The 13,087-nt window shown below is 41.0% G+C and carries 13 protein-coding genes; 8 read left to right on the forward strand and 5 right to left on the reverse strand.

What is annotated here, in order from left to right; all coding sequences use genetic code 11:
- Positions 1 to 29: 29 nt before the first annotated feature.
- The gene (locus tag OCV39_RS18935; RefSeq protein ID WP_261889695.1) at positions 30 to 1,490 is read left to right on the forward strand and encodes an FAD-dependent oxidoreductase; all 1,461 of its coding nucleotides are present in this window, start codon (positions 30 to 32) and stop codon (positions 1,488 to 1,490) included.
- Between the two features lie 104 nt (positions 1,491 to 1,594).
- On the opposite strand, the gene OCV39_RS18940 is transcribed toward OCV39_RS18935, so the two are convergent.
- Genes OCV39_RS18940 through OCV39_RS18950 form a run of 3 tightly spaced genes read right to left on the reverse strand, consistent with a single transcriptional unit; the run spans position 1,595 to position 4,007 of the window.
- Positions 1,595 to 2,524 carry a 5-oxoprolinase subunit C family protein gene (locus OCV39_RS18940; RefSeq protein WP_261889696.1) on the reverse strand — a complete coding sequence of 310 codons (930 nt, stop codon included), beginning with the start codon at positions 2,522 to 2,524 and terminating at the stop codon, positions 1,595 to 1,597.
- Positions 2,521 to 3,234 (reverse strand): 5-oxoprolinase subunit B family protein, encoded by a 714-nt coding sequence (locus OCV39_RS18945; RefSeq protein ID WP_261889697.1) that lies wholly within the window; start codon positions 3,232 to 3,234, stop codon positions 2,521 to 2,523. The genes OCV39_RS18940 and OCV39_RS18945 overlap by 4 nt, the downstream gene beginning before the upstream one ends.
- Before the next feature lie 11 nt (positions 3,235 to 3,245).
- The gene (locus tag OCV39_RS18950) at positions 3,246 to 4,007 is read right to left on the reverse strand and encodes a 5-oxoprolinase subunit PxpA (protein WP_261890142.1); all 762 of its coding nucleotides are present in this window, start codon (positions 4,005 to 4,007) and stop codon (positions 3,246 to 3,248) included.
- 197 nt (positions 4,008 to 4,204) lie between these two features.
- Between OCV39_RS18950 and galE the strand changes: the two genes are divergently transcribed.
- Together galE and OCV39_RS18960 are read left to right on the forward strand one after the other, a co-directional pair.
- Positions 4,205 to 5,218, forward strand: a complete 1,014-nt coding sequence (gene galE / locus OCV39_RS18955; RefSeq protein WP_136995373.1) for a UDP-glucose 4-epimerase GalE — start codon at positions 4,205 to 4,207, stop codon at positions 5,216 to 5,218.
- 361 nt (positions 5,219 to 5,579) lie between these two features.
- On the forward strand, positions 5,580 to 6,467 hold the full coding sequence (locus OCV39_RS18960; RefSeq protein WP_261889698.1) for a LysR family transcriptional regulator: 888 nt from the start codon (positions 5,580 to 5,582) through the stop codon (positions 6,465 to 6,467).
- Here the strand turns inward: OCV39_RS18960 and OCV39_RS18965 are convergent.
- Complete coding sequence (locus OCV39_RS18965) at positions 6,456 to 9,137, reverse strand: bifunctional acetate--CoA ligase family protein/GNAT family N-acetyltransferase (RefSeq protein WP_261889699.1); 2,682 nt, start codon at positions 9,135 to 9,137, stop codon at positions 6,456 to 6,458. The genes OCV39_RS18960 and OCV39_RS18965 overlap by 12 nt on opposite strands.
- 215 nt (positions 9,138 to 9,352) lie before the next feature.
- On the opposite strand from OCV39_RS18965, the gene OCV39_RS18970 reads away from it, so the two are divergent.
- From OCV39_RS18970 to yciH, 4 genes are all read left to right on the forward strand, one after another.
- Positions 9,353 to 9,937 (forward strand): SPOR domain-containing protein, encoded by a 585-nt coding sequence (locus OCV39_RS18970; RefSeq protein WP_017053222.1) that lies wholly within the window; start codon positions 9,353 to 9,355, stop codon positions 9,935 to 9,937.
- A gap of 182 nt (positions 9,938 to 10,119) precedes the next feature.
- On the forward strand, positions 10,120 to 11,118 hold the full coding sequence (locus OCV39_RS18975) for a D-alanine--D-alanine ligase (RefSeq protein ID WP_171756319.1): 999 nt from the start codon (positions 10,120 to 10,122) through the stop codon (positions 11,116 to 11,118).
- A gap of 246 nt (positions 11,119 to 11,364) precedes the next feature.
- Complete coding sequence (locus tag OCV39_RS18980) at positions 11,365 to 11,757, forward strand: DUF3319 domain-containing protein (protein WP_017053224.1); 393 nt, start codon at positions 11,365 to 11,367, stop codon at positions 11,755 to 11,757.
- A gap of 9 nt (positions 11,758 to 11,766) precedes the next feature.
- On the forward strand, positions 11,767 to 12,078 hold the full coding sequence (gene yciH, locus OCV39_RS18985) for a stress response translation initiation inhibitor YciH (protein ID WP_171756318.1): 312 nt from the start codon (positions 11,767 to 11,769) through the stop codon (positions 12,076 to 12,078).
- Positions 12,079 to 12,258: 180 nt separating this feature from the next.
- Here the strand turns inward: yciH and OCV39_RS18990 are convergent, their stop codons facing one another.
- Positions 12,259 to 12,636 (reverse strand): DUF3693 domain-containing protein, encoded by a 378-nt coding sequence (locus OCV39_RS18990; RefSeq protein ID WP_261889700.1) that lies wholly within the window; start codon positions 12,634 to 12,636, stop codon positions 12,259 to 12,261.
- Between the two features lie 191 nt (positions 12,637 to 12,827).
- Here OCV39_RS18990 and OCV39_RS18995 point away from each other — a divergent pair, with 191 nt between their 5' ends.
- Entirely contained in the window at positions 12,828 to 13,085 is a 258-nt protein-coding gene (locus tag OCV39_RS18995) for a hypothetical protein (RefSeq protein WP_261889701.1), read from the forward strand.
- The last annotated feature ends 2 nt before the right edge of the window (positions 13,086 to 13,087 follow it).

Consider the following 13,087-nt stretch of genomic DNA (forward strand, 5'->3'; position numbering starts at 1 on the left):
CACAGCCTATAAATCATATAGTTAAGCTCATGATATTGAATACTAAGATTCACCCTAAGCGTAAAATTGCAATCATTGGCGGTGGAATTGCCGGCTCTACAGCAGCAATCCATTTGTCTGAGATGGGATTAGATGTCACTTTACTAGAGAAAGGCCCAAGCTTAGTGAATGGCCCACCAATATGTCACTTACATGCGGGTGGTAATTTGTATCGTGAGATATCTGAACAGCAGTGTCTTGAGTTACTTCGTCAATCAATTGAAACGGTTCGTCTTTACCCACATTCGCTGAATATTCGACCAACCGTCATTGCAGTTCCTCATTCTGACGGTGGCGACCCTAATGAACTCCTGCCACGTTTGAAAAGTGTTGCAAATGCGTACCAATCACTCGTCGAGGAGAGTATTGATAATCAGGTACTTGGTGATCCGAAAGATTATTATAAGCTTTACTCATTGTCGGATTTGCAGGAATTAGCCCTAAAAACCCAACCTAAACAGCCCCGATCGATCGATGACTGGGTCATTCCTTTCGCTCAATATACAGATTTAAGCGCTCTAAAGTATCCAGTTGTCGCGGTTCAAGAGTTTGGAATGAGTGTATTTCGTCTATCAGCAACAGCAAACATTGCACTAGAAAGAAACCCTAATTGCACTGTGATGACAGGAACGTCGCTGACTAACGCTCAATGGAACCAAGACCATTGGACGCTCTCTTATGAGCAAGTATCTGGTCACACTTCTACTTTTGAAGCGGATTTTCTGATCAATGCGAGCGGTTTTGAAACTGGAAAAATTGACGACTATTTAGGAAAGCAAAGAGATCGGTTAGTTGAATTCAAAGCAGCCTACGTAACTCATTGGCCAGATTGCAGTGATGAATGGCCAGAGGTTATATTCCACGGGCCAAGAGGTACACCACAGGGCATGGCCCAATTAACACCTTATGCTGATGGGTATTTCCAATTGCATGGTATGACAGAAGGGATCACTCTGTTTGAGGATGGGCTTGTGACCTCCGACTCATCATCATCTCAACCTCAACTACCAAAGCGTTTACTTAAAAAGATCAATTCCGGTTGGTCTAACGAGGTTATTCATCAGCGCTCTACAAGTGCGATAGAGCATATGAGTCAGTTTATACCTTCATATATGAGCTCAACGGTAGCTGGCAAACCGTTATTCGGAGCTCAACAAATTCCAGGAAGTGATCCGAGTTTACGTGCGGCGGACGTTTCGTTTGAAGGTGAAAGGTATGCCAGAATCGAGGTCGTAAAAGCGTCTTCAGCACTTGAAGCAGCACGTAAAATTTCGACATTCTGGTTTGATTCATTAGGATTTGAAGGCGATGAAACTTCATTATCCAGTTACCCTGTCACTTGTGATTTATCTCGCCATGAGGTTGAAGAGAGGGCTCTGCAACTTGCAAAGGAACGTCATTACCCACAATCTTTAGCGAAAATATCAGGGGTTCAATCCCAAAATAGTTAAATATAATCAAATGGATAGTAAGCCATTTGCCTTTCTATCCATTATCTTAACTTGAAACTCTTTCAAGAGTGCTAATGGTAGTGACCCATTCGTTTCATTGTTTCTTAGTATCCAAAGAAATTTGCCCACTGACACCATACATCCTGTAATCCAAGCCGATCACCACGAGTAAATTGAACTTGTTGTCCCGGTTTCGCTTGTGCCAGTCGGGGTAAGTCAATTCTTGCGACACAGCCTAGTTTCGGGTAGCCACCAATCGTTTGTCTATCATTAAGTAAGATTATTGGCTGTCCATCGCTTGGAACTTGAACCGCCCCGAGAGCGATCCCTTCTGATAGTATTCCATTGTAAGGTGTAGATATCATCGTTCCAGATAATCGATAACCCATGCGATCTGAGTTTTGATCCACCGTAAACTTATTCGAATAAAAACTATGCTTCGCTTCAGCCGAAAAGTCATCACATTGGTAACCTTCAATGACTCGTAAATTTAAGGGTAAGTTGTAGTCTGGTTTGAATCGAAATGTGAGGCTAACGGGCTTAAAATTTTTGACTTCATGAAGATGAAAATGCAATTCATCGTCAGAGCTAAGGGGCAAACCATCAGAATGGACACCTCCGAGTTTATCTCTCACAACGGTAGAGCAACTGCCTAATTGAGCTGGGGTAATGAATCCTCCTTTGATGGCCAGATAACTTCTCAGTCCATTGAATGGAAGCCCAAAAGTGAGCATTTGTCCTTTGTAAGCCGCAAAACTACTCCAATTATCAATCGCCACTCCATCAAGCTTTGCTTGGAGATCACCACCACAAATAGCAAGAAGGCAGTCATTTTGAACTTGAAATTCAGCCTGACCGAGAGTAATTTCTAGGGTGGCTAAATTGACAGTATTTCCCAATAAATAATTTGCCCAGCTATACGCATAGTCATCAACAGGGCCACCTTGTGTGATGCCGTGTTGTGATAGGCCAAAGCGCCCGAAGTCTTGAATTAAGCTAAGCTGGCCTGGTTTATTGATTTTTATCGTGTTCATTGTTTGTCAGCCTCTTTAATCACACCGCCTAATGATAAGAATGTCGATTCATCAATGGATTCAAATTTAACGCTATCACCGATATTAAATGGGCAAATTTCAGCTGAGTCTGGGCGGTATAATTCAAGTGGGCAATTGCCAATGATATTCCATCCACCAGGAGAATGATTTGGATACACCGCGGTCTGCCTATCAGCAATACCAACACTGCCTTTTTGAACATACACGCGTGGCGTTTCTAACCTTGGTAGCTTTAATTTCTCATTTAACCCAGACAAAAAAGCAAAGCTAGGAGCGAAGCCTATGGCGCTAACCGAATATACATCAGAGGTATGTAGGTCAATCAGAGTTTCAAGAGTGATTCCAATACTTTCGTATCGGCTGATGTCAGGGCCAACTCTATGCGAATAGTAGGTCGGAAGGGTGATGGTTTTGGGGCTAAGTTTTGAGGGTTGATGTTCATCTGTGTTTAACATCAACTCGTGTAACTGAGCGATGATTTGAGATTCTGAAATTCGGTAAGGTAGATAATCAACTAAAATGGAACAGTACGATGGGGTAACGTTCATTATCGACGTTTGAAACTGATAACGAATTAAATTCGCGGTGTAACCAACCAGCGCGAGTGATTGGGCCGTTATGGGTAATTCAAATCGCAGCATAACACTGCATTCAGCAACGGGGTTGATGGTATAGGAATCAGGTCGCAAATCACTCCTCCTTACGTTTGTGTGAGTGCTTGGCTTAATCTTTGAATCAGTGCAATGGACGTGGGATTATCTCCATGCACACAGAGCGTATCTACTTCTAATTGTAATGTTTCGCCACTCAATGTGGTTACGCTACCGTAATTGGATAACTGCATCGCTTGGTTAAAAATATCATCCGCATTATGATAAACCGCACCTGTTTGATTTCTTGGTACAAGTGAGCCGTTCGTTTGATATGCGCGATCCGCGAAAGCTTCGAAAAGCAGTGGAACATCGTATTTATCTGCAATATCGAGATAAATTTGATTGTTTGGTGTCGCAAGCGTCATAAGGGGTAAACCAAAAAGAGAAACGGCTTCTACAATCGCTTCAAATATCGCCTTGTCTGCGATCATATCGTTATAAAGAGCGCCATGGGGTTTTACGTATTTTATCTTCGCACTTTTAAGCTTTGCGATACCGAGTAACGCGCCCACTTGATAAGCCACCAATTCGGTAATTTGCGCGCACGTGTGGGGGATGGAACGTCGGCCAAACCCTTGCAAATCGTAGTAAGCGGGATGAGCACCAACATCAACGTGGTAGTGTTTTGCTAATGCTATGGTTTTTGCCATTACTTGGGGATCTGAAGCATGAAATCCACAAGCAATATTGGCCATATCAACCCAAGGCATGATTTGTTCATCAGCCCCCATTGTCCAATGTCCGAAGCTTTCACCCATGTCACAATTTAACGTTATCTTTGGTCTATTCAAGGAGATTAACACTCGCATTTTTACAGTTGATTCACGTTGCTCTATTTGGATTTTGTTGTCTGTGATCCCCTTCATTTTTATTAACAAAACAACCAATTAAAGTGATCGCTCATATTTAAGAAAAATGCCACATTTAAAAACTGTAAAGCTGAGATAGTGTAAATATCTGAGAGAGTTAGGTACACTAATCGCAAATAGACAGTTGGTATTTAATAATGAAAATATTAGTAACAGGCGGAATGGGTTACATCGGTAGTCATACCTGTATCCAAATGCTAGAAGCTGGGATGACCCCCGTCATATTTGATAACCTTTATAATAGCAAACAGAGCGTTCTAGAGCGTATCGAGAAAGTATCGGGCGTTCGTCCTAAATTTATTCAAGGCGATATTCGAGATAAAGCACTGCTTATTGATGTGTTGAAAGAGAATGAGATACAAGGCGTAATCCACTTTGCAGGCCTTAAGGCTGTTGGCGAATCAGTGCAAAAACCACTGGAATACTACGACAACAATGTAAATGGAACTCTAGTCCTTGTTGACGCGATGCGTGAAGCCGATGTTAAGACTATAATCTTCAGCTCATCGGCTACCGTTTATGGTGATCCTGCATCAGTGCCGATTACCGAAGATTTCCCGACCAGTGCAACTAACCCATACGGTCGAAGCAAACTGATGGTTGAAGAGTGTTTGGCTGACTTCCAGAAAGTAAACCCAGATTGGAGCATCACGCTATTACGTTATTTTAATCCTGTTGGTTCGCACCCATCAGGTGAGTTAGGCGAAGATCCGCAAGGCATTCCAAATAACCTAATGCCATTTGTTTCTCAAGTTGCTGTCGGCCGTCGTGAATTCCTCTCTATTTTCGGAGGAGACTACCCAACGAAAGATGGCACAGGGGTTCGTGATTACATTCATGTCATGGATCTTGCTGACGGGCATATTGCGGCACTGCAGAAAAAGGCAAATCAGCCTGATTTGCATATCTATAATCTTGGAACTGGCAATGGTTCTAGTGTATTGGATATGGTCTCTGCTTTTGAAAAGGCGTCAGGCAAGAAGGTTCCTTATAAACTTGTCGAAAGGCGAGCTGGGGATATTGCAGAATGTTGGGCAGATCCAAGCAAAGCGATAACCGAGTTAGACTGGAATGCTAGTCGTACTTTAGATCAAATGACCGCAGATACTTGGAATTGGCAGTCTAAGAACCCTGATGGTTTCCCTGATTAATTTCATTTTTTCTAGACAACTAAAGGCACATGATTGTGCCTTTATTGATCCAAATCGTCTAAATAGAGAAGAAGGTGGTTAAAAACTATCATATTTCACAATTAATGTTACAATTGTTAAGTATCTTATTTTTTATCATGAATTTTGTTTTTGATTGGGGAATCGTCATGGAACTTGGTTTAATCGTCGTTTTTATTATTGCAGCTGCTGTAATGGTAAAAAAAGAGATGGCGAATAAATAATACAATTTCATTCAACTTATTCTTTTATTTACATTTTTAGAATGAAATAATAAAAAAGTCAGCTTATGCTGGCTTTTTTATTTTTGTCTTACATATCTCTAATTTATCTGGGAGCCTCAATGCAAAGTCCAATTACACTAGAAGCATTACACATACTTGATGCGATTGAACGCAGAGGCAGTTTTGCGGCTGCAGCGAATGAGCTTGATAGAGCACCATCCTCATTGAGTTACCAGATACAGAAATTAGAACAAGATTTAGACATCATGATTTTCGATCGCTCTGGTCATAAAGCGGCGTTCACCGATGCTGGTAACCTGATCTTAGAGAGAGGTCGTCAGATTTTATCGGCTACTGAGAAGCTAGTGAGTGATGCGACTATCTTGGCCAACGGATGGGAGCTCGATATCACTATTGCGTTTGACGGCATCATCCCTGTTTCAAATTTCTTTAAATTGGTTGATGAGCTAGGGAAAATCAGCAAGACCCGCATTCGCTTACAAGAAGAGATCTTAGCGGGATGCTGGGAGTCTTTAGTCACTGATCGTGCAGACTTGTTAATTTGTCCTAGGCTTGCAACTATCCCACAAGAGATGAAAACGGAAGACATTGGTAAAATGGAAATGATGTGGGTTGCAGCTACTGATCACTATATTCACAAACGCAAAGGTGAGTTTGATCAGGCTGCGCGAGAAAAATATCGAGTGATCGCCATTGCCGATACAGCAAGAGATCAACCTGCAATCAGTGTGAATATTTTAGAGAAGCAACCTCGGTTGACTGTTACCAATTTCCAAGCAAAACTTGATGCTTTAATTACAGGATTAGGCATCGGAACTCTTCCGGTTCAAGTTGCACAACCACTGATTGAAAATGGTCAATTAAAACAAATCGAGGGTAGTGAAACTCGCAAGATCGACCTAGTTCTGGCATGGAAACGCAGTAATATTGGTGAAGCTAAATCGTGGTGCATTCAATATCTTAAAAGAAATTGGTCACTTGTTTAGCACCAAAACCATATCAGCCGTCCCATCTTCAAAATGTACATCTAGCTCAAATCCTAGTTTTTGAGCTAGCATCAACATGCCTCTATTTGTAGGCATCGTCATTCCTGATATTTGGCCAGTCCCTTTAGATTCACAGTAGGTAATGATCTTTGTCATTAATAACTTACCTAGACCGATCCCTTTAAGATCTGAACGGATCAAAATAGCAAATTCAGCATCAGTATTATCTGGATTAATTAAGGCTCTAGAGACGCCGATGATCTTTGGATCACTTGAAAAGTTTTCTACAGCGACAAATGCCATCTCACGGTCATAATCTATCTGTGTAAAGTTTGCTAAAGCTTCGTGGTTGAACTCGCCAACATCACTAAAAAATCGCTTATACAGATCTTCTTTCGATACATTTTTAATAAAATCGGCATGAAGGGGCTCGTCTTCAGGCAGAATTGGCCTTAATAAAATACGTCGATCGTCTTTAGTTAAAATGATTTCTTCAGATTCAATAGGGTAAGGTCGAATGGCTAAACGTTGCTGTGCATCACCAACATATGGTTTCAACGACAAGTCAGCATCCAGGATCACAAACTCATCCCCATTAGCTAATAGTGGATGTATGTCCAGTTGATGGATCTCAGGGCAATCCACAATCATTTGAGAAATCCTAACGAGGAACTCTGAGAGCCCATCGATGTTAATTGGTTCAGGTAATTTTTGTAGACGAATATTGCCTTCTTTGATCGCTCGGACGATGAGATAACGCGCCAGGGTCATGTTCAAAGGAGGAAGCGCAGCCGCAGCATCAATTGATTCGTCCCACTCTGATCCCCCTTGTCCAAGTAAGATGACAGGGCCAAAAATGGGGTCAGTTTTAACCTTAATCCTCAGTTCTTGCCCGCCGGCTAATTTTGCCATCCCTTGGATAAGAAGGCCGTGTATATTGGCTGTAGGATAGGAGAGTTGAGTACGATCCAATATAGCTTGTGCAGCATTTGCTACTTCTGTGCTGTTTCTTAAACTCAGTACCACGCCTTGAACATCTGATTTATGTGCAATATCAGGAGAGCGCAGTTTGACCGCTACAGGGTAACCGATTTTCTCTGCGATATGGACAGATTCAATCGGATCTGAAGCAATCCAAGTTGGCAGGGTGGATAAGCCATAATGGTTGAGTAAGGGGCTGATCTGATGAGTATCCAAAGAATCGTTACTCTGCAGCAATTGATCACCGATCCAACGACGAGCTAGTTCAACTTTACTCAAATCAACATGTTCCGCTGTGGTTGGGGTTTCCATTAATTGCTTTTGGTTTCGTCGGTATTCGACTAAATGCATAAATGCCACGACGGAACTTTCAGGGGTTCTATAGGTTGGTATTCCGGCCTGAGTGAACAACTGCCTTGCGGGTTTAGCGGTTTGTTCGCCAGTCCAATTAGTCAATATATTGAATCGTTTATGACGTGGATGAGCTTTAATTGCGTCAATGACGGCTTGCGCTGTCTCCATTGAATGAGCAACCGCAGAGGGGCTATGCATGATAAGAATCGCGTCAATATCATCGCTATCGAGCAGAGTATTTAACGTATTAACATAGCGAGTTTTATCCGCATCCCCCATCATGTCTATTGGATTGTTTTTGGACCAGCTATATGGCAATAGACCATCAAGCGTTGATATTGTTTGCTCATTTAAAGTCGCTAACTTTCCGCCTCGGTTGAATAAGGTATCAACAGCCATAATGGCAGGGCCACCACCATTGGTCATTACCGCCAAACGTTCGCCACGTAAAGGTACGGCATGAGTTAAGGTTTCAACTGCAGCAAACAATTCATGAGTATTCTTTACTCGTAGCATGCCTGTTCTTCTAATCGCTGAGTCATAAATGATGTCTAACGTATCATCCCCACCAGTATGAGCTTTTGCTGCAATTTTACCGGCACTCGTGGTACCCGCTTTGAGAACTAGAATTCGTTTATTCCTTGATGCAGCACGAGCTGCTGACATAAATCTTCGTGCATCTTTAATTGTATCGACATAGAGCAAAATAGCCTCGGTATGGCTATCAACACTTAAGTTATCGAGAAGCTCGGCGAAATCGATATCAACGCCATTACCAATAGAGATAAAGGCAGAAAAACCAATCTGCTTATCATTTGCCCAATCAAGAATGGTTGTGCATACCGCCGCAGATTGGGAAACAAAAGCGATTTTGCCTCTAAGAGCGGTGACAGGGGAAAAGGAACAATTGAAATTTATCCAAGGAAGAATCAACCCTAAACTGTTAGGACCAAGCAGTCGAATATTATTTTCCTTCGCAATAGTTGAACACTCATCACTTATTGTTTGGCCACTACTGCCAATGAGGTGCATATCCGAAGAAAGTACTATCACAACAGGAATTTTTTTATTCGCTAATTCGGTGAATAACTGAGTGTTACGTGTGGCATGAGTACACAAAATGGCAATATCAGGCACGATAGGAAGGGATGGAATATCTTTATAAGCAAGAACCCCACAAACCGACTTAAATTTCGGAGAGACGGGCATGATGGCGCCTTCAAACCCACCTTGCAGTAGATTTTTCATCACAATAGAGCCCGCTCTAAATGGTTTTTGCGAAGCGCCGATGACCGCAACCGATTTTGGCTTTAGCATTTGATTGAGATTGTTCATATCAAACTCCATGTGATGAAATGTTCTAATCTTAGCCTATGCAAGAGAGCAAAAAGACAGCAGTTGGCAGGGCTGTGATCAATAACAGCACATCATCCGCTGAGTTTGTGTAATACGTCACACAGTAATGGTATATAATGTCACTGTGAACTTGATTCTATGGGCCGCTATCGGCATGATTTATAGTAATTTCTCATTAAGGCTTAGATTATTCCATGAAAAAAATTGCGATTGTTAGCTTATCAATGCTCTTAGCTGCATGTGTTTCTGAAAACTATGTAACAGACGTAACTTCAGACAGTTACCGCGAAGAGTATAAAACTGCTGAAGTGATGCCTCCTGTGGTATCTCAAGGTGTTCCTGCGATGAGTGTTACTGAAGAAAATGTGGATAAAAACGTGGTCAAAATGTCTCCAGCATCTAATGCCGAGATGAACGTTGTTCAGCAAACTCCAGTTAAGCAGCAAGCGTCTGTGATCATCACACCTCCGACGAAAAAGCAGGCAATGATGAATCCAAGGTTTGGTTATACCATTCAAGTGGTTGCAGTTGGAAGTCAGTCAAAAGTGGACCAGTTTTCAAGTAAGTTGCCTAGAAGTAATCAGCCAATTTGGGAAAACTATAAAGTTGTTAATGGAACAAAATGGTACACCGTACTATACGGTGACTACGCGACAAAACTTGATGCTAAAACAGCAATCCAGTCGCTGCCAACTGAATTCAAACAGCTTAAGCCTTTCGTTAAGAGTATCGACGCAATCAAAAACTCTGAGTTCCCAACTCTAAACAAGTTGAATTAACAGAGACACATAAAAAGGGCCGGCAGGTCCTTTTTTAATATCCCATGCAAATAGAACTAATATGCTTAGTCGTTAACCAAACGATTTCTCTTGCAGTGATTTGTGGACAAAACACTGTAAATTTAAGAGCTAAGTATTATTATGGACTCAATAGAATAACGTGACATCTCGGACAGATTTACATGACTAGTACAAACATCCTTTTATTGTGTGGCGGAGGCTCTTCTGAGCATGAAGTCTCACTCGTTTCAGCTAACTATCTACAACAAGAGTTAGAAAGCGTTTCTGATTTCAATGTTACCCATGTTGAAATAACAGATGACGGCTGGATAGAGAAGAGTGGCGACAGAGTTCATTTAGATTTACATACTGGCGAATTATGCTCAGAAAGTACAAAGACTAAAATAGATTTCATTGTACCTTGTATCCACGGTTTCCCTGGTGAAACGGGTGACATCCAGTCGATGTTTGAATTGTCTGGGATCCCATACTTAGGTTGCGGACCTGAAGCAAGCAGCAATAGCTTTAATAAAATCACCTCAAAGCTTTGGTATGATGCATTAGGCATCAAAAACACGCCATATCTTTTCTTATCAGCAAATAATGATGAGAGCCTTCGTAAAGCCACTTTAGCTTTCGAAAAGTGGGGCAAAGTTTTTGTAAAAGCAGCAAGACAGGGATCATCTGTTGGTTGTTACAGTGTGACTAAAATTGACGAATTGCTTCCTGCAATCAGCAATGCATTTAATTATTCAGAGCAGGTGTTGATTGAAATGTCTGTCACACCACGTGAACTTGAAGTTGCCGCCTATGAGATGGATGGAAAAATTTATATTTCTAAGCCCGGTGAAGTTATCGCTCCAAATGGCGAGTTCTATACCTACGAAGAAAAATACAGTTCAGATAGCCACTCCGTTACTGAAATCGAAGCATCGAATTTATCAGAGTCTCAAATAGCTGAGATTCAACAAAGTGCTCTACGCGTATTTACACAGATGAAATTGCGCCATTTGTCACGGATTGATTTTTTCTTAACCTCAGATAATGAAATCTATCTAAATGAAGTCAATACATTTCCTGGAATGACGCCGATATCAATGTTCCCAAAGATGGTTGAACATAATGGGCACACATTTAAAAGTTTCCTAGAATCATGCGTTAGAAACAGTTTAGCCAACTAAATCTGCCGTAGAATATGTTCGCTTCAAGAAGAGGCGAGCATGAATAGCTTAAGTAAAATGCATTGTTTGAAATCGCTCTAATAAGTGCAAAGCACAGTGTGTTATCATCAAATTGCCACTACCAGTTACCCTGTAACATAAAATCGATCGTCATGACAAATATTGAATATAATTATACTAATTACTTGATAACTCATAATTAGCAATTATTATTATTTTAATAATGACTATAAAAGATTGAATTTAATGGCTATTACAAATTACAAAGGCTTCAACATACAGTCTGCAAATAACTCTAGTAACGTGTGGCAAGTTAAGATTAAAAACCACGTTCTAACGGGCAGCTTAGTGGCGGTTAAAAAGAGTGTTGATTGGTGGTGTGACACCGCTTCAATTATTGACCCAAAGGAATTTGCTTCAATAGGGCAAAATCATTCAGAGGCTGTTGCTCCAGGTCAAAGTGAAAACTTCAATGGTTATCTGCTGAAGAACGATTCAGGCGAGGCGAATGCTTGGTACTGTATGTTCAATAACCGTCTAATCAAAGGCTCGAAAATCGCAATTCAAAAACATATTGAAGCTTATCTGATTGCAAAGCAGAAAGCTCAACAGCAACAAACAACAGGTCAACGGAAATAAAAGAAAATCATGAGTTTAGTATATTCAACTGATATTGGTCGTATCAAACAGGAAGAAACAAAAGCTGAGCGCCCTAAAGGTGATGGCATTGTACGTATACAACGTCAAACCAAAGGTCGTAAAGGCAAAGGTGTTTGTATTATTTCAGGCTTGGATCTGGACGATGCGCCGTTAAAGATTTTAGCTGCAGAATTAAAGAAAGTATGTGGCTGTGGCGGTTCTGTGAAAGACGGTACGATTGAGATTCAAGGCGACGCACGTGACAAAATCAAAGCGCACCTTGAGAAAAAAGGCCATACAGTCAAATTGGCCGGTGGCTAATGGTTGAAACCTAATAGCTATATTCAAAATCGAAGATTAAGATATATAGTTATTAGGTATTTTATGGTAAATAGCATTATTGTTAAATAAGAAACCGTTCATAACACCAGATGGAAAGGTGAGTTGTGATAACTCAAATAGGTGTAGAAGGAAGTTAGTTTAGCTAGCTAAATATTCTATTTAACATAACAAATATAATACGCACCGAGATAGCGGAGAAGATTCGGCCTCAAACGCTGCTAAACTTAGTACCAATGTCCCACAAGCCATTGAAATTCCAGACAATCCAAGACCGTTATACTTTTTTGCTATGCTTTCCCACATACCCTTAATCGCTGGGTTTTCATTGCGGTCTGCGTGACATCCTAACAATGCCAATTCTGGATCTATTCCTGAATTCTCTGCCAGAAAAATTGCTTCTTCATCAGTAAGTTGACGAACGCCTTTTCTAATTTTACTCATCTTCTGCGGTGACAAGTGCAAGTCGTGGGCAATTTGTTTGTCTTGTACGTAGTTTTGCGCCTTTTTATAGGCATCTATTAGCTGATTGGCATACATTTCAAATCCTCTTTTTTCTTAATTGTAGCTGTTTAATCCCCATTTTTCGCTATTTACAATCCCCATCAATGGCAACTAGAATCCCCATCAATCGGTATTTGCTATTTGATTATCTAGGTCTGGGCTTTTCGCCCTTGAAGCTTTCAGCTTGGCTTAGATAGTCATTCACTCAACTGTTCAAGGTGGTTGTTATGGATGAAATGGGTTTTTTAGGTATTTTTGGTGCTGTTGTACTCTTTGTTTTTATTGCTTTCGTTTTACCTAATGCGGAAATCTCCGCTTCTGAATATTCAGAATTAAAAATCATTTACCTTGAAAGTCCTTCTGCTCGTCCGTTGATTGATGAAGCTCTCATTGATGGTGAAGTTACATTTTCTGAAAAGGAAGATATTGAAACTTTTCTCGAAGAGTTTGATAAGCGTTTTCTCCTTGAAGCTGTGGAGCAATAACC

It is taken from the genome of Vibrio cortegadensis, from assembly GCF_024347395.1.
Taxonomy (GTDB): domain Bacteria; phylum Pseudomonadota; class Gammaproteobacteria; order Enterobacterales; family Vibrionaceae; genus Vibrio; species Vibrio cortegadensis.